This window comes from Anoxybacter fermentans (assembly GCF_003991135.1).
In the GTDB taxonomy this organism is placed as follows: Bacteria; Bacillota; Halanaerobiia; order DY22613; family DY22613; genus Anoxybacter; species Anoxybacter fermentans.
In genome coordinates this window covers 1970821-1991988 of sequence record NZ_CP016379.1, presented here as the reverse complement: position 1 = coordinate 1991988, position 21168 = coordinate 1970821, and the positions used below count along the sequence as shown (strand labels likewise).

At 34.3% G+C, this 21168-nt stretch carries 12 protein-coding genes and 2 pseudogenes; all 14 read left to right on the top strand.

All coding sequences use genetic code 11. The features are described from left to right. Positions 1-5 precede the first annotated feature (5 nt). The 14 genes and pseudogenes from BBF96_RS09030 (at position 6) to BBF96_RS08980 (ending at position 21165) form a co-directional block, all read left to right on the top strand. Positions 6-9776: an RHS repeat-associated core domain-containing protein gene (locus BBF96_RS09030; RefSeq protein WP_127016842.1), complete on the top strand. Its 9771-nt coding sequence runs from the start codon at positions 6-8 to the stop codon at positions 9774-9776. Position 9777: 1 nt separating this feature from the next. Next, a complete protein-coding gene (locus BBF96_RS09025; protein WP_127016841.1) occupies positions 9778-10134 on the top strand; it encodes a hypothetical protein in 357 nt (118 codons plus the stop codon). A gap of 507 nt (positions 10135-10641) precedes the next feature. Next, positions 10642-11892 (top strand): RHS repeat-associated core domain-containing protein, encoded by a 1251-nt coding sequence (locus BBF96_RS09020; protein ID WP_335876893.1) that lies wholly within the window; start codon positions 10642-10644, stop codon positions 11890-11892. A 1-nt stretch (position 11893) separates the two neighbouring features. After that, positions 11894-12250 carry a hypothetical protein gene (locus tag BBF96_RS09015; protein ID WP_127016839.1) on the top strand — a complete coding sequence of 119 codons (357 nt, stop codon included), beginning with the start codon at positions 11894-11896 and terminating at the stop codon, positions 12248-12250. 507 nt (positions 12251-12757) lie between these two features. Further along, positions 12758-13036 carry an RHS domain-containing protein gene (locus BBF96_RS17635; RefSeq protein WP_472762537.1) on the top strand — a complete coding sequence of 93 codons (279 nt, stop codon included), beginning with the start codon at positions 12758-12760 and terminating at the stop codon, positions 13034-13036. A 19-nt stretch (positions 13037-13055) separates the two neighbouring features. Beyond that, positions 13056-13100: pseudogene (locus tag BBF96_RS17445) on the top strand (hypothetical protein); the annotation flags it as partial. A 60-nt stretch (positions 13101-13160) separates the two neighbouring features. Beyond that, positions 13161-14006, top strand: coding sequence for a DUF4225 domain-containing protein (locus BBF96_RS16700; protein ID WP_205665611.1), 846 nt, complete (start codon positions 13161-13163; stop codon positions 14004-14006). A 1-nt stretch (position 14007) separates the two neighbouring features. Next, positions 14008-14364 carry a hypothetical protein gene (locus BBF96_RS09005; RefSeq protein WP_127016837.1) on the top strand — a complete coding sequence of 119 codons (357 nt, stop codon included), beginning with the start codon at positions 14008-14010 and terminating at the stop codon, positions 14362-14364. Between the two features lie 615 nt (positions 14365-14979). Next, positions 14980-16650, top strand: coding sequence for an RHS repeat domain-containing protein (locus BBF96_RS09000; protein ID WP_127016836.1), 1671 nt, complete (start codon positions 14980-14982; stop codon positions 16648-16650). Positions 16651-16659: 9 nt separating this feature from the next. After that, positions 16660-16806, top strand: a pseudogene (locus tag BBF96_RS17440) (RHS repeat-associated core domain-containing protein); the annotation flags it as partial. 12 nt (positions 16807-16818) lie between these two features. Further along, complete coding sequence (locus tag BBF96_RS08995) at positions 16819-17667, top strand: DUF4225 domain-containing protein (RefSeq protein WP_164730981.1); 849 nt, start codon at positions 16819-16821, stop codon at positions 17665-17667. After that, on the top strand, positions 17657-17932 hold the full coding sequence (locus tag BBF96_RS08990) for a hypothetical protein (RefSeq protein WP_127016834.1): 276 nt from the start codon (positions 17657-17659) through the stop codon (positions 17930-17932). Before BBF96_RS08995 ends, BBF96_RS08990 begins: the two co-directional genes overlap by 11 nt. 101 nt (positions 17933-18033) lie before the next feature. Then, a complete protein-coding gene (locus tag BBF96_RS08985; protein ID WP_127016568.1) occupies positions 18034-19236 on the top strand; it encodes an ISL3 family transposase in 1203 nt (400 codons plus the stop codon). 798 nt (positions 19237-20034) lie between these two features. Continuing rightward, positions 20035-21165 carry an RHS repeat-associated core domain-containing protein gene (locus BBF96_RS08980; RefSeq protein WP_127016833.1) on the top strand — a complete coding sequence of 377 codons (1131 nt, stop codon included), beginning with the start codon at positions 20035-20037 and terminating at the stop codon, positions 21163-21165. Positions 21166-21168 lie beyond the last annotated feature (3 nt).

The window sequence follows — 21168 nt, the reverse complement described above, 5'->3', positions numbered from 1 at the left end:
TTACTATGAATTGGAATAAATATCTATTTAAACTGCTGGTGATTATAGGAATTATGACCATAGGCTTAACAGCCTATGGTCATGATCAGATAATTGATTGTGACTATTTAAACGATATAACTACACCACTAAATGATGGTAATCTTAATACAACCCTGAGTTTGGAATCTGGTAGTGGAGGATGGATTAATCCTGTTACTCTTGAATTTGGTGAGTTTAAAACACCTTCTAAAATTAAGCTGTATGTTAATCAGGTAGTAGAAACACTGACTTTTGGTATTGAATATAGAAACAGTGATGGAATCTGGGTTCAATTACCGGGTACTGGTAATATTTCTGGATATGAGTTAAAAGAGGGCTGGAATAGTTGGCAGATTACCGAACCTGTTCTGACTGATGCTGTTAGATTGAACTTTTATACTGCATCCACAGCTGATACCGGGTTTGGTGAGTTGGAGGTATGGGGCAGTCCTGAGGTAGATGTTATCCGTGAATATTCCTATGATCAGGAGATAGTTATACCTACCGGTTCTACTGATTTGTTTTCATGGAGTTTTCAGATAGATGAAAATCTGACCAGGTTGGATAGGGCATATCTAATTTATGAGGCCTATGATCTTGAATATCAAGAAGGTATTAGAAAGATTAACGGTTATACCATGTGGCAGACTCCTGAGGAGACGAGCAAGGAACGGTTCAGCTGGCAGAAAATTGTAGAAGAGATTAATCCCAATCGGTTAGTCTGTGGAGATAATTTAATCCAGTTTGGTCACGGCTCGCAGAAGAAAAATGGTTTTAAGATTAGAAATCTTAAACTTAAGTTAGTTTTTAATTATGGCCAGATTGATGTAAAAGAGGTAGTCGGCAGTGCAAATACTTCTTTGGCTTATGGGGCAGAAAATGTGATTGATGGTAATATTGCAACTCATTGGGAGACAGAATATATCACTCCAACAGACGGTTATCTTGTCTTTGATCTGGGTGAGAGTTATGTTATAGAATATCTGGATTTTTATCAGGCCTTTGGTTATAATTTTAAGGCCCGGATTGAGTATTATCAGGATGGTAACTGGATTCCATACTCTACAGTTGGAGAGTTTAGTAGACATGATTTAAATCACGGTTGGAATACTTTTTATTTAGGTGATGAAGGTATTGCTACTGATAAGGTTCGCATTTATTTTAAAAACCCTGATAATGACCCAATAATTGGCAGAATTTATGAAGTAAAACTCTGGGGAAGCAAAGCTTTTCCAACACCCGATAAACCTGAAATTGTAATTACTTATCCCCATGATGGAGAATATGTTGGTAACCAGACAATAATAAAAGGTTTTGTTAAGGGTCAGGTAGAGACCCTGACTATTGATGGTGTACAAGTTGAACTAATCGACGGTTCTTTTCAGTTTGAAAAACAGCTTTCTGTTGAAAGAAGCAAAGGCAAAAAAGGTGACTTAAATGGTGCATCCCATACCATTGTTATAGAGGCTGTAAACGCCCAGGGGGTCAAGGATATTGAGGAGATTACTGTTACAATGAATCGACCTCCTTTGGTTGAGATTATATCACCTCTTGATGAGTTTGTAACCCAGGAAAGTATAATTACTGTTGAAGGTACGATGGATAACTCCAGTTATTCTGCTACTATTAACGGACGTCAGTTTTATTATACAGGTAATCATTTTGCAGAAGAGGTTACTTTAAATAAAGGTGCCAATCTGATTGTAGTTCAGGCAGTTGGGAATGATGGACTTGTAGGAGAGGATCGTATAAGAGTTGTTTATGATATTGAACCACCGCGGCTGGAGTTTAAACGGCAATATGATGGTTTAATAGTTATTGAGGATGAGATTGCCATTGAGGGATATCTTTATGACTATACTCCAACTCAACTTACAATTAATGGTGAATTAGTGTTGGTGGATAATGGAGAATTTAGCCATACTGTTTCATTAAAAGAGGGAAGCAATCTTTTTACTATTCGAGTTCAGGACTATTTAGGAAATGGTGATGAATTTGTAATTGATATTAAAAGGGATACAACTCCACCCAATCCATTTACACCTATAGCAGATCCAGCTGATTGGACCAATAACACCCGGCCAGTTATAAGCTTTTTTACGACTGATGATGTTTCCGGTGTTAATCATTATGAGTTAAAGATCGATGATGGAGATTACATAATAGTGGAGAGTCCTTATCAATTACCATCTTTAGAGGATGGAATCCATGATATTTACGTTAAAGCAGTTGATAATATGGGCTGGGAGCAGGTAGGGACTACCAGGGTTTATATTGATACCACACCACCAGATGTGCCAGAGGATTTTACAGCAGTTCCTGGGGATAAGCGGGTAATACTGGAATGGAAAGCCAATACTGAGTGGGATTTGACAAAATATCGTCTGTATAGGACACCGGCATTTAGTGATGGTAAAAACTTTATTGAATTGGAACCTGCCATGTACCCAAAATACTTTGATAATGATGTGACCAATGGTGAGGAATATATCTACAGTTTAAGTGCTGTGGATCATGTGGGGAATGAGAGTGGCAGGACGGAGGGGCAGAGGGTGAAGGTTGGCCCGGTTAAAAAGCCCGTTAATCCGGCAGAAGGTGGTAAAGTAGAGTATGATGAAGTAGAAGTAGAGATTCCAGCAGGTGCCTTATCTGGTAGTGAAGAAGGAGGAGAAACTGCGACTCAAGTAATAATTCAGGTGGTATCTATTGATGAGGCAGAAATTCCAGAGACTGATAATCCCGTTATTGGAAAAACATATGCATTTAACATTCTGGATGAGAATAATCAACCTAAGCAAAAGGTAGAGTTTGCCAGATCGGTGACTCTGGAGTTTGGTTATGATGAAGCAGAAATTCCTGAAGGATATTCTGAGCTGGATTTGGGAGTATATCACTATGATATCAGATATGCAGCATGGATCAGGATAGAGAATGCAGAGATAGATCCGGTTCATAATAAAATCAGGATTGACAGTAATCATTTCTCAATGTATAATGTTCAGCTCAATATGAATTATTCCCCGGATGCTGATCAGTATAAAGATTTAGGTTTATCTCCATATCAGAGTTATTTCAAAGATAACGAAGAAAATGTACTGCCAGCCAGCGGTAATCTGGTACTTAGAAGCATAGATATTTCCATTCCGGGTAGAAATGGGCTTGATCTGATGATTGGAAGAATATATGACAATACAGCAGCAGTCTGGGAATATTTAGGTAAGAAAGAGAATGAAATCGGCAATAAGAAAAAGGTCTATCAGGCATTTGGTTTGGGTTGGTCACTTACCATTCCCCGGATTGAGACTACTGATACTGGAGAGTATTTATATTTTGAAGATGGCGCTCCCTGTAAATTGGAATGGGAGATGAAAGGGATAGGAATGTATGCTGCCGGGTATGGTATAGTTGAATATCATAAAGGGGAACATTTTATCGGTAAGAAGTTTCAGAATAAAGTTAAAAATATAACAACATATTTTTTAGGAACAGTGTATAGTACGATTGAAGAAATATGGGAAGATACGGAAATTGAAATTATTCGCAAAGATGGGACGAAATATTACTTTGACGGTGATGGAAAAATTCTTTCTATAGTTGACCGGACGGGAAATAACAAAATTAAATTTTACTATAATGGGAAGAAATTAACTAAAATTATAGATACTATTGGGCGTGAAGTAGTTTTTAGCTATAATACACTGGGTAATATTGAGAGAATAACTTTTGGAGATCTGGTTTATCAGTATCAGTATAACAGTGATGGCAGACTTTATCGTGTAATTGACCCTGATGGCAGGGTTACTACCTATGTTTACAGTACAGTAGAAGTAAAATATGGATCAAGGGCTTCATGGGATACAGAAGTAACATATGATGGAGAAGTTATATATGAAGATGGTGGTAGTAAAGGAAGTATTAAAAGAAAAGATGTACCTGTATTGAGAGAGATCATTTATCCAACAGGTGGCAAAACAAGATATTTATATATGGTAACAGGGCAAGACAAAAAAGAGTATAATATTTATGATGATACAGTTACTGTAACTTTAACTAATGACGGAGGAAAAGAGATAGAAGTTTCAGCCGAACAAAGAACAGAAGTAAGAACCAGGCTTGTCAATGAGACCAGAGTAATGGTAACAGCGCAGATGAAATATCTTGATAAATATTCTTTTTCTGAATATAGTAAGACAGTTTATAGTTATCAGTTTAAAGATGGTAATCCGGGTAATGATGTAGAGTGGACAACTGTGGTAGGGCCAAATGGTCAAAAAACCAAACTTAAATTTGAAAATAGTTTGAATATAGAAAGGCAGCAGTTTTTGGGTGAAAATCCTGTAATTAAGCAGGTATTTATTTACAATAAAAAATTGAAAGCTGTAGAGGAAGAGAAATTATATCGTTCAAACCAACTGGTGCTGCAGAAGAAATATAGATATGATAATTGGGGAAATCGCATTTATGAATATAACTCAGATAATGGACTGGAAAGATATTTGCACTATCTGAATACAGACAGCAGTTATGATGCTTTTCCAGCAGAGTTTGAAAAACCATCAGATCCTGATTTTTATCAGGGAGAAGTAAATCCGAATATTCATAATTTGTTAGCTCACAGTTTTGTTTTGAATCACAGCCCAATTGATACCACTCCAGTTCGGGTTGAGTCTCATTATATCTATTCACCAGAAGGTAATCTGGTTTTAGAGGCAAAGTGGGATAACATAAAGCAAAAATGGATTAAGAATAGATTTGAGTATGATAGTTATGGTAATATAACGAAAAATATAAATCCACTGGGTTATGTAACAGAGATGGAGTATAGTGAAGAATACGGCCATGCCTATTTAACCAGAGTTATCGAAAAAGGAAATGCTGGAGCACCCATATTGGATGCAGAAGGAAATCCTATTCCAGGAGATTATATAATCACTCAATTCGGATATGATTACAATACAGGGCTTAAAAAATGGGAGATTGATGCAGAAGGGAATCTTACAGAATACCGATATGATAAATTAAAACGTTTGATTAAAATAATTTATCCCGATGATGATGATAAATTTATCGGTAAGATCGGGAATTTGGATCCATCAAAATATTCTAACCGTTCCAATAACCCAGTAAAAATTCAGTACTATGATAATGAACTTAATCAAACTACAGTTGTCAATGCGGTAAGAGATATTTCCCTATCTGACCCTGCTATCACTGATAATTCTTTAAATGAGCCCATCTTTAACAAATCCAGGTATTATTATGATGGATTAAACCGCTGGGTTAAGTTAGAAACCTTCAACTTAAAAGAAGATGGAACAGTAGAAGTGAATACAACCTGCTTCTATTATGATGAGAGTGATAGAAGGATAGCAGTTAAAGATGCAGAAGGTCATGTTACCTTTACTCAATATGATGAACTTAACCGGGTGATAAAGATAATTTATCCTGATGGCAGTAAAGATGTAAATAATCCTTATGATAATGAGCTATATACTACAATTGAATATGACCCGGTTTTGAACAAAAAAACCATAATAGATGCAGAGGGAAATAAGACAGAAGAGATAAAAGACTGGTCAGGAAATGTGATTGAAGTGGCAAAATACAATGATGGAAATCGTATTAAAACTACTGCCAGGTATGATCAGTTGGGTAATAAAGTAGAAGTAGTTGATGCAGAGGGCAGAGTAACTCAATACAAATATGATAGTTCAGGCAGGTTGGTAGAAGAGATACTGCCGGAAGATCAATTTATAAAGCCAATAATTCAAGAAAAATGGGGTTCTACTACATTGGATTTTACAGCAGTTAATTATCAACCCCGGATTCTCTATTTCTATGATGATGCAGGAAGAAAGATAAAAGAGATCAGACCAAACAGTTATTGGCTGTATGGAAAAAGTGAGACCAACAAAGCGGTATATAGTTATGAATATGATGCAGTTGGAAATCTGATTAAAGAGACTGATCCATCAGGTAATACAACATATCACTATTATGATAGAAATGGGAAACTGATTAAGACAGTAGATACGGAAGGAAACATTATCCAGAAAATGTACAATGCCCGTGGCTGGGTAGTAGCAGAAACAGTAGTAAATGGTCTTTTAAGGAATGGAGAGGATGTAAGTAATGAGACCGGAGATAATGACCAGATCACATACTACACTTATGACATTATTGGTAACAGGGTATCAGTAACAACTCCAGGAGGGGTAAAACATGTATCTTCTGGTGGTAGTGATACAGTAATTCTCTTTGCAGATGAGATTTATGAACATAGTGAGGTGCCATATTATAAGATTGATCCTGATTATACGTTAAAGATTAAATATGATAGATTAGGCCGGGTGATTGAAGAGAGCAGGACAATCACTTATGGTAGTTCAGCTGGAGAATATGTAACACGATACAGGTATGATAAAGTAGGCAATAAAGTTGAAGTTATCAATTCTGAGGGGCAGAAAATAGAATATAGATACACTCCACAATACTGGCTTTCAAAGGAGATTATTTTTGATGAGAAAGGTAGAGAATATGTTACTGGTTATAGTTATGATAAAGTTGGTAACAAAACCGAAGTTAAAGACCCGTCAGGTAATGTTACCCGGTTTGAGTATGATGATCTGTACAGATTGAAATATATTATTTATCCGGACGGTAGTGAACGGACATATTTTTATGATAATGTGGGAAATAAGATCAAAGAGATAGATGGCAGATTCAATGAAACTGAATATAGATATAATAGTCAGAATCAATTGATAAAAGTGATAGACGCAGAAGGTGGTATTACATCTTACTATTATGATCCTCATGGTAATCTGATGAAAAAAGTATTACCCAATGGAGTAACAACCAGATATATTTACGATCAACTAGATAGGCTGGTCAGGGAGATTAGACCAGAGGGTGGAGTAATCAAATACAGCTATGATGGTGTAGGTAATCTAAAGGAGAAGATAGATAGGAAAGGCCAGAAGACAGTATATACCTATCTTAAAAATTATTTGCCTATTCAGATTGATTATGTAGATAATGCTGGTAATATTGTAGATACAATTACTTATAGATATGATAAAGAAGGTAACAGATTGGAAGCAAGAGATAATGATAGTGTTATCTTAAGTGAATATGACCCATTAGGTCGGATTATTGAGGAGAGCAGAATAATTGCAGGTAAGATTTATGTCACTGGTTATAGGTATGACAAAGTTGGAAATCTGCGATTTATCAAATATCCTGAGAGCAATATCTGGGTTGAGTATAAATATAATAAGTTGAATCAGTTAGTAGGTGTAACAGGCTTCGCTGATGGAACAGTGGATAACCCAGCATTTACCTATGCTGATAATGGATTTTTGGCAGGAATTAGATATAATAATGGAACCAATACTGAGATTACTCCTGATGCTAATTCAAGAGTTAAGAGTATAAAAGTAATAACTGTAGATGAGGGGCAGTTAAAGACACCTTTTGATATAAGTTATGCCTATGATGGTAATAACAATGTGGAGAGCAGAACCAACCATATTACAGGAAACACCAACTATTATTACTATGATAAATTAGATAGATTGACAGTCGCTGAGGTAGAAGGGACTTTCTATGGAGAGAGGACAGGTATTTTTGGAGTAGCAGAAGAGGATATATTTGGAACATTAAGTCTAGTTGAGCCGGAGAATTATTGGGTTAAGTTTGATTATAAGGCTAACAGTATTGGTGTTGTTTTAGTTGAAAAAGCTTCTATAGGAAAGATAGAATTAAAGCCTGCACCAGAAGTACTTGAACATCGGGTTGAAAAGAATACATTAACTGTTTACTATAGTCCCGACAACTTTACTTTCTATAAGTTACCTGAAGATCAATGGTATTTTGAGAAAGATGAAGATGGAGATATAACAATTATATTTGAGGAACCGGTAGAAGCGCTGGCATTTAAGATTCACTCTAAATTTGATGACCGTGATATGTACTTTGGCTTTGTTGATAAGTCAGAATTTTATGGTGACTTGCGTAATATGGTTAAGATTTATCAGAGATCAGATGGAGCCCGTTTGGAGTATGATTATGATGCTGGAGGAAACAGGACAGCTAAGAGGACTATTGTTGGCAATACAGAAGAGATAACTTATGAGTACTATGAAGGCAGTAATCGATTGAAGAAGATGACCAACAATGGAACAGGAGAGACCTTCTATTATGTATATGATGAAAATGGCAACTTAATTGAGAAAGGCAATCAGTTTACAGTAAAAGCAGATGGAAGTGTAGAATTTATCAAGGAAGGTTTTGATGTTGAATATTGGCGGTATGAGTACACGGTAAGAAACAGGTTAAAGGCAGTATATCGGAATGGCAAACTTAAGGCTAAGTTTATCTATGATGCAGATGGTAATAGGATTCGCTCTGAAACAGAAGAGGAAGGCAATATCAATTATGTATTCAATTATGCAGGTAAGGTAATTTATGAAGATAACATTTCAGAAGGTAAGAAGATTTCTTATATTTATGCATTTGACCGTCCAATAGCGAAAGTAGAAGGAATAGTAGGAAGTGATGCCGAAGTTTACTATTACCACCATGATAATCTTGGTTCAACCCGATTTATGACAGATGGAACAGGTAAGGTAATCTGGGAACAGGATTATCTGCCATTTGGTGAAGACTTGCATAAGCCTGGAACAAGTGTGGTGGATTTTGAAGTAGAGACCAGGTATAAATTTACAGGGCAGAGGCAGGTTATAGGAATAGGTTTATATTACTATGGAGCAAGATATTATGATTCTGAGATCGGACGGTTTATTACAGAAGATGTTTATCCAGGAAATCTGATTAACCCGCTAAGTCAGAATCTATATATCTACGTATTACAGAATCCGTTAAAATATATTGATCCGATGGGACATATGGCGAATTTGACAGCTGGCACTGGAGGAATAACTTCAGAGTTAACAGATAGAGATATTGAGCGGTTAAAAGAGATTGTTAATGATGATGACAGATTAACTGCAGAAGAAAAGCGGGATTTAAATAATACATTTAGCAATATTAATAGAAATTTAAAGAAATCAAATGCACAAATTATAGACCATCCAGATCTGGCGAGATTAACGAATTTATATTTAGAGGGTAAAATTTCTTATGATGCATATCTTATCGCTTATGAAAGAGTTGCAGGAGAATTAAAGGATAAGAATAGAGAGTGGAATGTAGATATAAATTGGTTAGCTTTGGCTGATGGAACTGTAATTTTAATTTCTGGACTGGGTCAAGTAGCTACTGGAGTTAGTTTAATTGCAGTTCCTGATGCTACCGTTACAAAAGTTATTGGAGGGTATATTTTAGTTCATGGTGCTTTTAATTTTACACAAGGTTTTGCAACAATACGTAAAGCTTTTTCAAGTGGTGGAGAAGTACCTAACCAATTACAAGAAAAATACAAGACAATATTTGGCTCAAAAGGTGAAATTATCTATTTAGGTGTTGACTTTTGTATAAGTTTTTACGGGACGATGTCAGCAGTTTCCGAAATAAGGGAATATTATCGACTTAAAAAAGGTGGTGTGTTAATAAAGAACGTGCGATATGGATTTGGAGAGAAGATATTACCATTTCCAGGTAGCTTAATAAGTAAAGGAAAACTTATATTTAATTTTGTAGGGCTTACCAATGATATTCCTGCATATAGAGGAACGTTAAGAGATTTGGATTATAGTATTAGAAGTTATTTAAAAGAAGAGAAAGGAGATTAAAATGAGAAAAATTAGGAAAAAATTTACCTGGAAACTTCTACTTAAAAATTTCATTATTTCTATATTAATAATTGCTGGTATGGTTATTTGGGTTGGGAAATCGGGATTAGAAGATGGTCATTTAATATCAGTGATAGAATATATAAGCATAATAATAGGTTTAACAATTGCTTTAACGTTTTTTCAAACTGTAACAACAAATTATTTTGTTGCACAGTTTCTTGGGTTAGTTCTGGTTATAGTATTTTTAATTTTTTGGTCAATTGTTTACATTATATGCTTTAAAATATTTGGAATAAATATATTAGAACTATATTTTGATGTAAACAGGATGAAATTTATAATAAAACCCCATTGAGATATAAAATGTTTCTAAATCAGGTAAGAGGATTAAGAAAACAAGGACAAGTTATTTGATAATGTGAAAAAGATTTTAAAGGCTGTTGACATAAATCTAAAGGTCAACAGCCCTTTTTGTATTCGACCTGTATGTTTGCTGAGCCGATGGGCTAAAAGAAGCCTTGTCTCTTGATCAGCGGGAAGACAACCAGTGAGCAAGTGTGTTACAGATAATAGGGGGGTCTAAAGGATTATATAGCGATATAATGTTAAAACTGCAAAAAGCTAATTTTGAGCGACATAGAAATTTTTCGTCAAACCATCTTAGTGAGATTTCAGTCGAAATAAGGCCTCATCACAGGAGGTGATGAGCTAATCAAGGGCCAGGAGGGCCCATTGATTAGGGAGCCTTATTTCGACTGAAATCGAACTTTAGATGGTTCGAAAAATTTCTCTTGAAGCGAAAAATTAGCTTTTTGCAGTTTTATCCATTCAATAATCTTAAAAAGTAAAGAAAGCAAGTTTCATTTATGCTCATGGCAGACAGATTTCGAGAGTAGAAGGAATAGTTGGAAGTAGTGCAGAAATTATATATTACCACCATGATAATCTTGGTTCACCCCGACTTATGACAGATAGAACAGGTAAGGTAGTCTGGGAACAGGATTATCTGCCATTTGGTGAAGACTTGCATAAGCCTGGAACAAGTGTGGTGGATTTTGAAGTAGAGACCAGGTATAAATTTACAGGGCAGAGGCAGGTTATAGGAATAGGTTTATATTACTATGGAGCAAGATATTATGATCCTGAGACCGGACGGTTTATTACAGAAGATGTTTATCAAGGAAATCTGATTAACCCGCTAAGTCAAAATCTATATATCTACGTATTGCAGAATCCATTAAAATATGTGGATCCTTCAGGATATATGGCGAATTTAACAGCTGGCACTGGAGGAACAACTTCAGAGTTAACAGATAGAGATATTGAGCGGTTAAAAGAGATTGTTAATAATGATGACAGATTAACTGCAGAAGAAAAGCAGGATTTAAATAATACATTTAGCAATATTAATAGGAATTTAAAGAAATCAAATACACAAATTATAGATCATCCAGATCTGGAGAGATTAACGAATTTATATTTAGAGGGTAAAATTTCTTATGATGCATACCTTATTGCTTATGAAAGAGTTGCAGGAGAATTAAATGATGAAAATGGAAAATGGAATTTAGATATAGATTGGTTAACTTTGTTTGATGGAACTGTAATTTTAATTTCAGGAGCTGGTCAAGTTCTTACTGGAATTGGTTTAATTACAGCTCCTGAACCTACCTCAATTACAAAATATATTGGAGGGTATATTTTGATTCATGGCGCTTTTAATGTTGGACAGGGTTTATCAACAATGGGTAAAGCTTTTTCAGGTGGTGGAGAAGGATTTAATCTATTACGTGAAGGATATACGAAAACATTTGGTTTGAAAGGTGAAATTATCTATTTAACTATCGACATTGGTATAAGTCTTTACAGAACGGTATCAGCAATTTCTGAAATAAGAGAATATTATCGACTTAAAAAAGGTGGAGAGCTAATCAGGAACGTACGGTATGGATTTAAAGAAAAGATATTACCATTTCCAGGTAGCTTAATAAGTAAAGGAAAACTTATATTTAATTTTGTAGGGCTTACCAATGATATTCCTTCATATAGAGGAACACTAAGAGATTTGGATTATAGTATTAGAAATTATTTAAAAGAAGAGAAAGGAGATTAAAATGAGAAAAATTAGGAAAAAATTTACCTGGAGACTTCTACTTAAAAATATGGGTATTTCTATATTAATGGTTGCTGGTATGGTTATTTGGGGCTGGAAATGGGGATTGGAAGATTATTATTTACTCTCAGTGGTAGTATATATAAGTATGATAATAGGTTTAACAGTTCTTTTAACAATTGCTCAAACTGTAACAACAAATTATTTTATTGGTCAGTTTGTCGGGTTAGTTTTAGCTATAGTATTTATAATTGTATGGTTAATTGCTTATGTTATATGTTTTAAAATCTTTGGAATAAATATATTTGAAATATATTTTGATTTAGACAGGATGAAATTTATAATAAAACCCCATTGAGATATAAAATGTTTCTAAATCAGGTAAGAGGATTAAGAAAACAAAGACAAGTTGTTTAATAATGTGAAAAAGATTTTAAAGGCTGTTGACATAAATCTAAAGGTCAACAGCCCTTTTTGTATTCGGCCTGTATGTTTGCTGAGCCGATGGGCTAAAAGAAGCCTTGTCTCTTGATCAGCGGGAAGACAACCAGTGAGCAAGTGTGTTACAGATAATAGGGGGGTCTAAAGGATTATATAGCGATATAATGTTAAAACTGCAAAAAGCTAATTTTGAGCGACATAGAAATTTTTCGTTAAAGCATCTTAGTGAGATTTCAGTCGAAATAAGGCCTCATCACAGGAGGTGATGAGCTAATCAAGGGCCAGGAGGGCCCATTGATTAGGGAGCCTTATTTCGACTGAAATCGAACTTTAGATGGTTCGAAAAATTTCTCTTGAAGCGAAAAATTAGCTTTTTGCAGTTTTATCCATTCAATAATCTTAAAAAGTAAAGAAAGCAAGTTTCATTTATGCTCATGGCAGACAGATTTCGAGAGTAGAAGGAATAGTTGGAAGTAGTGCAGAAATTATATATTACCACCATGATAATCTTGGTTCAACCCGACTTATGACAGATGGTAAAGGACAGGTAGTCTGGGAACAGGATTATCTGCCATTTGGTGAGGACCTGTATAAACCAGGAACAAGTGTTGTAAATTTTGAAGTAGAGACCAGGTATAAGTTTACAGAGCAGAGGCAGGTTATAGGAATAAGGGTTATATTACTATGGAGCAAGGTATTATGATCCTGAGACCGGACGGTTTATTACAGAAGATGTTTATCGAGGAAATCTGATTAACCCGCTAAGTCAAAATCTATATATCTACGTATTGCAGAATCCATTAAAATATGTGGATCCTTCAGGGCATATGGCAAATTTGACAGCTGGCACTGGAGGAATAACTTCAGAGTTAACCGATAGAGATATTGAGCGGTTAAAAGAGATTGTTAATAATGATGACAGATTAACTGCAGAAGAAAAGCGGGATTTAAATAATACATTTAGCAATATTAATAGGAATTTAAAGAAATCAAATACACAAATTATAGACCATCCAGATCTAGCGAGATTAACGAATTTATATTTAGAGGGTAAAATTTCTTATGATGCATATCTTATCGCTTATGAAAGAGTTGCAGGAGAATTAAAGGACAAAAATATAGAATGGAATGCAGATATAAATTGGTTAGCTTTTGCTAATGGAACTGTAACTTTAATTTCTGGAGCTGGTCAAGTTCTTACTGGAATTGGTTTAATTGCAGTTCCTGATGCTACCGTTACAAAAGTTACTGGAGGGTATATTTTAGTTCATGGTGCTTTTAATTTTACACAAGGTTTTGCAACAGTACGTAAAGCTTTTTCAGGTGGTGGGGAAGTACCTAATCAATTACGAGAAAAATACAAGACAATATTTGGCTCAAAAGGTGAAATTATCTATTTAGGTGTTGACTTTTGTATAAGTTTTTATGGGACGATGTCAGCAGTTTCCGAAATAAGGGAATATTATCGACTTAAAAAAGGTGGTGTGTTAATAAAGAACGTGCGATATGGATTTGGAGAGAAGATATTACCATTTCCAGGTAGCTTAATAAGTAAAGGAAAACTTATATTTAATTTTGTAGGGCTTACCAATGATATTCCTTCATATCGAGGAACACTAAGAGATTTGGATTATAGTATTAGAAGTTATTTAAAAGAAGAGAAAGGAGATTAAAATGAGAAAAATTAGGAAAAAATTTACCTGGAAACTTCTACTTAAAAATTTCATTATTTCTATATTAATAATTGCTGGTATGGTTATTTGGGTTGGGAAATCGGGATTAGAAGATGGTCATTTAATATCAGTGATAGAATATATAAGTATAATAATAGGTTTAACAGTTCTTTTAACAATTGCTCAAACTGTAACAACAAATTATTTTATTGGTCAGTTTGTTGGGTTAGTTCTGGTTATAGTATTTCTAATTTTTTGGTTTATTGTTTACATTATATGCTTTAAAATATTTGGAATAAATATATTAGAACTATATTTTGATGTAAACAGGATGAAATTTATAATAAAACCTCATTGAGATATAAAATGTTTCTAAATCAGGTAAGAGGATTAAGAAAACAAAGACAAGTTGTTTAATAATGTGAAAAAGATTTTAAAGGCTGTTGACATAAATCTAAAGGTCAACAGCCCTTTTTGTATTCGGCCTGCATGTTTGCTGAGCCGATGAGCTAAAAGACGCCCTGTCTCTTGACCAGCGGGAAGATAACCCGTAAGTAAGGGCTTTACTGGTAATAGTGGGGTCTAAAGGAGTATATAGCGATATAATGATAAAACTGCAAAAAGCTAATTTTGAGCGACATAGAAATTTTTCGTTAAATCATCTTAGTGAGATTTCAGTCGAAATAAGGCCTCATCACAGGAAGTGATGAGCTAATCAAGGGCCAGGAGGGCCCTTTGATTAGGGAGCCTTATTTCGACTGAAATCGAACTTTAGATGGTTCGAAAAATTTCTTTTGAAGCGAAAATTAGCTTTTTGCAGTTTAATAAGGTTAAGTGCCTGAAAGGCATTTTGTTCTTTCTGAAAAACCTTGATGTAACGAGCTCTATTTTGGATGGGTAAAATTTAGATGGTTTGAATTATATGAAAAAATTAGGCCCATTATCTCTTTTCTAGAGATAGCGGGCCATTTTATTGCTTAATAAATATGATAAAGAAGGTAACAGATTGGAAGCAAGAGATAATGATAGTGTTATCTTAAGTGAATATGACCCATTAGGTCGGATTATTGAGGAGAGCAGAATAATTGCAGGTAAGACTTATGTTACTGGTTATAGATATGACAAAGTTGGAAATCTGCGATTTATCAAATATCCTGAGAGCAATGTCTGGGTTGAGTATAAATATAATAAGTTGAATCAGTTAGTAGGTATAACAGGCTTTGCAGATGGAACAGTAGATAATCCAGCATTCACCTATGTTGATAATGGATTTTTGACAGGAATCAGATACAATAATGGAACCAATACTGAGATTACTCCTGATGCTAATTCAAGAGTTAAGAGTATAAAAGTAATAACTGTAGATGAAGGGACACCTTTTGATATAAGTTATGCCTATGATGGTAATAACAATGTGGAGAGCAGAACCAACCATATTACAGGAAACACCAACTATTATTACTATGATAAGCTGGATAGATTGACAGCAGCTGAAGTAGAAGGGACTTTCTATGGAGAGAGGACAGGCTTTTTAGGAGTAGCAGAAGAGGATATATTTGGAACATTGAGCCTTGTAGAGCCAGAGGATTATTGGGTTAAGTTTGATTATAAGGGTAATAGTATTGGGGTTGTTTTAGTTGAAAAAGCTTCTATAGGAAAGATAGAATTAAAGCCTGCGCCAGAAGTACTTGAACACCGGGTTGAAAAGAATACATTAACTGTTTACTATAGTCCCGACAACTTTACTTTCTATAAGTTACCTGAAGATCAATGGTATTTTGAGAAAGATGAAGATGGAGATATAACAATTATATTTGAGGAACCGGTAGAAGCGCTGGCATTTAAGATTCACTCTAAATTTGATGACCGTGATATGTACTTTGGCTTTGTTGATAAGTCAGAATTTTATGGTGACTTGCGTAATATGGTTAAGATTTATCAGAGATCAGATGGAGCCCGTTTGGAGTATGATTATGATGCTGGAGGAAACAGGACAGCTAAGAGGACTATTGTTGGCAATACAGAAGAGATAACTTATGAGTACTATGAAGGCAGTAATCGATTGAAGAAGATGACCAACAATAGAACAGGAGAGACTTTCTACTATGTATATGATGAGAATGGAAACTTAATTGAGAAAGGCAATCGGTTTACAGTAAAAGTGGATGGAAGTGTAGAATTTATCAAGGAAGGTTTTGATGTTGAATATTGGCGGTATGAGTACACGGTAAGAAACAGGTTAAAGGCAGTATATCGGAATGGCAAACTTAAGGCTAAGTTTATCTATGATGCAGATGGTAATAGGATTCGCTCTGAAACAGAAGAGGAAGGCAATATCAATTATGTATTCAATTATGCAGGTAAGGTAATTTATGAAGATAACATTTCAGAAGGTAAGAAGATTTCTTATATTTATGCATTTGACCGTCCAATAGCGAAAGTAGAAGGAATAGTAGGAAGTGATACCGAAGTTTACTATTATCACCATGATAATCTTGGTTCAACCCGACTTATGACAGATGGTAAAGGACAGGTAGCCTGGGAACAGGATTATCTGCCATTTGGTGAGGACTTGCATAAGCCAGGAATAAGTGTAGTAGATTTTGCTATAGATGCTAAATATAAGTTTACAGGGCAGAGGTAGGTTGTAGGAATAGGGCTATATTATTATGGAGCAAGGTATTATGACCCTGAGACCGGGCGGTTTATTACAGAAGATGTTTATCCAGGAAATCTGATTAACCAACTAAGTCAAAATCTATATATCTACGTATTGCAGAATCCATTAAAATATGTGGATCCTACTGGACATATGGCAAATTTGACAGCTGGCACTGGAGGAACAACTTCAGAGTTAACAGATAGAGATATTGAGCGGTTAAAAGAGATTGTTAATAATGATGATAGATTAACTGCAGAAGAAAAGCGGGATTTAAATAATACATTTAGCAATATTAATAGGAATTTAAAGAAATCAAATACACAAATTATAGACCATCCAGATCTGGCGAGATTAACGAATTTATATTTAGAGGGTAAAATTTCTTATGATGCATATCTTATCGCTTATGAAAGAGTTGCAAGAGAATTAGAGGACAAAAATACAGAATGGAATGCAGATATAAATTGGTCAGCTTTGGCTGATGGAACTGTAATTTTAATTTCTGGGATTGGTCAAATGACTACTGGAGCTAGTTTAATTCTAGTTCCTGATGCTACTTTCGTTACAAAAGGTATTGGAGGGTATATTTTAGTTCATGGTTTTTTTAATTCTGTGCAAGGTTTCGTAATAATTAGTAAAGCTTGTTCAGGTGGTGGAGAAGTACCTAATCGATTACGAGAAAAATATAAAGAAATATTTGGTTTGAAAGGTGAAATTATCTATTTAACTATCGACATTGGTATAAGTTTATATGGAACGGTGTCAGCAATTTCTGAAATAAGGGAATATTATCGATTTAAAAAAGGTGGAGAGCTAATCAAGAACGTACGGTATGGATTTAGAGAAAAGATATTACCATTTCCAGGTAGCTTAATAAGTAAAGGAAAACTTATATTTAATTTTGTAGGGCTTGCCAATGATATTCCTTCATATAGAGGAGCGTTAAGAGATTTGGATTATGTTATTATAAATCATTCAAAAGGAGGGAATGAAGATTAAGATGAAAACAATCAGGAAAAAATTTACCTGGAGACTTCTACTTAAAAATATTGGTATTTCTATATTAATGGTTGCTGGTTTAGTTATTTGGGACTGGAAATCGGGATTAGAGGATTATTATTTAATACCAGTGATAGCATATATAAGCATAATAATAACTGTAACAATGGTTTTGACAATTGTTCAAACTTTAACGACAAATTATTTTGTTGGTCAGTTTTTTGGGTTAGTATTGCTTATAATTTTAATAATTTTGGGTCTATAATTAATGTTGTGAAGAAAAAATTATAAAAAATAAAAAGGCATTTGCTGGCCCCGTTGAATTAATTAGTTGCGAACTAAAAACCAAAGAAAGGAGTCCAGCAAATGCAATATAATAATATCATAAAATTTCTTGATTTGCCAGACATTATTGCAACTGAAATTATTTCAACGGAGGACAGATATATTTTTATCGCTGAAGCAAAGAAAAATCACATTGTGTGTCCTCAGTGTGGTAATATCACTAATAAAATCCATGATACAAAATGGCAAAATATTAGAGACATCCCCATAAGAGGTAAACTAGTAATCATTAGACTTCTAAAAAAAAGATATCGTTGTCCTTATTGTCATAAGAGGGGTATCCCTGAAAAATATGAAAGTATTGATAAATATGCCCGTAAAACCAAACGCTTTGATAAATATCTTGCTAAAGAAACTGTCAGCAAGGATTATTCTAAAGTTGCTAGAGAAAACGGGTTAAGTTATACAGCTGTTAATAATGCAGTTAAAAAAGTAGTTGACCCTCTCATTAAACAACAAGTTTCAAAACTTAGTCAATTAAAAGCCATCAGTATCGATGAATTTGCAGTTTTAAAACGCCATAAATATGGAGTTAGCATTACAGATCCAATTAATCGGGAGTTAATTGACATTTTACCTACTCGCAAAAAGGATGATTTAATTGACTACTTTAATTGTTGGGAAGATGAACAAAGACGACAGATTCAATCGATCTCTATGGATATGTGGCGGCCGTTCAAAGCAGTAGCAGATGCAGCATTTACTCATGCAAAAATTGTTATAGATAAATTTCATCTTGTAACTTTAATGAACAGAGCCCTTGATGAAGTTAGAAAACAAGTTCAACAAACAGTAAATAATCATCAGAGAAGAAAGTTTTTTCAAAGTCGTTTATTACTCCAAAAACGAGCTGAAGAATTGACAGATGAAGAACATGAAAAGCTCATCAAATTATTTGAACTCAGTCCAGCTCTAGAAAAGGCCTGGGAATTAAAAGAGGAATTCAGAGACTTATTGCAGCTAGATGATGTGAAAGAAGCCACCAGAGCTCTAAAAAGGTGGTATAAAGAAGTAATAAAAAGCAAGCTGATGCCTTTTTACCAGGTAAAAAAGATAATACAAAGATGGGAAGAAAAAATACTAAATTATTTTAAGAATAAGATAACCAATGGCTTTGCTGAGGGTATCAATAACAAGATTAAATTGATCAAAAGGATTGGATATGGTGTTCCAAATGTTATGAATCTAAGGAGAAGAGTATTTAATGCAATGTTAAGTTATTAAATTTAAATGTTTATTTCAAAATCAATTTACCAATCAATTCAACGGAGCCAACTTATCTTTCACAACATTTGACGGAGAGCCATAATTTTTTGGTCAATTGTTTACATTATATGCTTTAAAATATTTGGAATAAATATATTAGAGCTATATTTTGATTTAAACAGGATGAAATTTATAATAAAACCCCATTGAGATATAAAATGTTTCAAAATCAGGTAAGAGGATTAAGAAAAAGACAAGTTGTTTAATAATGTGAAAAAGATTTTAAAGGCTGTTGACAGAAATCTAAAAGTCAACAGCTCTTTTTGTATTCGGCCTGCATGTTTGCTGAGCCGATGGGCTAAAAGAAGCCCTGTCTCTTGACCAGTGGGAAGACAACCAGTGAGCAAGTGTGTTACTGGTAATAGGGGGGTCTAAAGGATTATATAGCGATATAATGATTAAACTGCAAAAAGCTAATTTTGAGCGACATAGAAATTTTTCGTCAAACCATCTTAGTGAGATTTCAGTCGAAATAAGGCCTCATCACAGGATGTGATGAGCTAATCAAGGGCCAGGAGGGCCCTTTGATTAGGGAGCCTTATTTCGACTGAAATCGAACTTTAGATGGTTCGAAAAATTTCTCTTGAAGCGAAAAATTAGCTTTTTGCAGTTTTATCCATTCAATAATCTTAAAAAGTAAAGAAAGCAAGTTTCATTTATGCTCATGGCAGACAGATTGCGAGAGTAGAAGGAATAGTTGGAAGTAGTGCAGAAATTATATATTACCACCATGATAATCTTGGTTCAACCCGACTTATGACAGATGGAACAGGTAAGGTAGTCTGGGAACAGGATTATCTGCCATTTGGTGAGGATTTATATAAACCAGGAACAACTGTTGTAAATTTTGAAGTAGAGACCAGGTATAAATTTACAGGGCAGAGACAGGTTGTAGGAATAGGGTTATATTATTATGGAGCGAGGTATTATGATCTTGAGACCGGACGGTTTATTACAGAAGATGTTTACCCAGGAAATCTGATTAACCAACTAAGTCAAAATCTATATATCTACGTATTGCAGAATCCATTAAAATATGTAGATCCTTCAGGGTATATGGCGAATTTGACAGCTGGCACTGGAGGAATAACTTCAGAGTTAACTGATAGAGATATTGAGTTACTCAATAAAATTGTTGAAGAAGATGATAGACTAACAGAAGAAGAAAAAGTAGATTTAAAGGATACGTTTAATCAAATTAAGGAGAATAATACAGAACTAGAAAGTCCTGATATAAAAAGAATAGTAGAATTGCATATAGAAGGAAAGATAAGCATTGATGCTTATTATATTGCTGTTGAAAGAATAATACAGGAAACTGGAGATATACAGAAGTGGCAAGAATATATATGGCCTTCTTGTAGAAAAGTTTCAAATGTAAATTACCTGGATTATGATTTATCTAATTCTATAAAGACTGAACTTACCGAATTATATGCAATTATAGCAAAGACAATAGGGGCAAATGTTTTTGATAGGGTTGGTACTAAAATTGCCGAAAAAGGAAAATTTGTTGGTACAACGTATAAGATTGTTGGTTTTGACCCTGTATATGGAGATATAATTGAACCAGTAAAAGTAGAAGTTGATACTTTTAAATTTTTAAGAAAAGCTGGCTATTTAGTTACAATAACAGATTTTGCTTATAATGAATATAAAATTATTCTTGATTCAAATCTAACTATAGGCCAAAGAATTCATAAAAGTATAGCAGAAGCTGGATTTACTGTTATTGATGTTGGAGGGGGAGTTATAATAACTGCACTTTCTCCTGCAACTGGTCCAGTTGCTCCAGCAGTAGGTATTGGTGGCCCTGTTTTATACTCAATATGGGTTTCAAATATGAAAAATAAATATTATGAAAAATTTAATTTAAATAGGGAGTGATTT